This window comes from Alcaligenes sp. 13f (assembly GCF_020496585.1).
Lineage (GTDB): Bacteria > Pseudomonadota > Gammaproteobacteria > Burkholderiales > Burkholderiaceae_B > Alcaligenes > Alcaligenes phenolicus.
In genome coordinates this window covers 1-411 of record NZ_JAHKKC010000075.1, presented here as the reverse complement: position 1 = coordinate 411, position 411 = coordinate 1, and the positions used below count along the sequence as shown (strand labels likewise).

Here is a 411-nt window from a genome sequence, read left to right as displayed (position 1 = left end):
ATGCCGACGCAGATGCCGACGCGGATGCCGACGCCGACGCCGACGCCGACGCCGACGCCGACGCGGATGCTGATGCCGATGCCGATGCAGACGCGGATGCCGACGCCGACGCGGATGCAGATGCTGACGCTGACGCTGACGCCGACGCCGATGCTGATGCCGACGCAGATGCTGATGCCGACGCGGATGCTGACGCTGATGCGGATGCTGACGCCGATGCTGATGCAGACGCCGACGCCGACGCCGATGCTGACGCGGATGCCGACGCCGACGCGGATGCCGATGCAGACGCAGATGCTGACGCGGATGCTGACGCCGACGCAGATGCAGACGCTGATGCTGACGCCGACGCCGACGCTGATGCTGACGCAGACGCAGACGCTGATGCCGACGCCGATGCGGATGCCGATG

At 68.4% G+C, this 411-nt stretch carries 1 protein-coding gene; it reads right to left on the bottom strand.

Translation table 11 applies throughout. From position 1 onward, the window contains the following. The coding region (locus KOE80_RS20195) for a hypothetical protein (RefSeq protein ID WP_226349855.1) at positions 1 to 411 on the bottom strand (411 nt) is incomplete at both ends.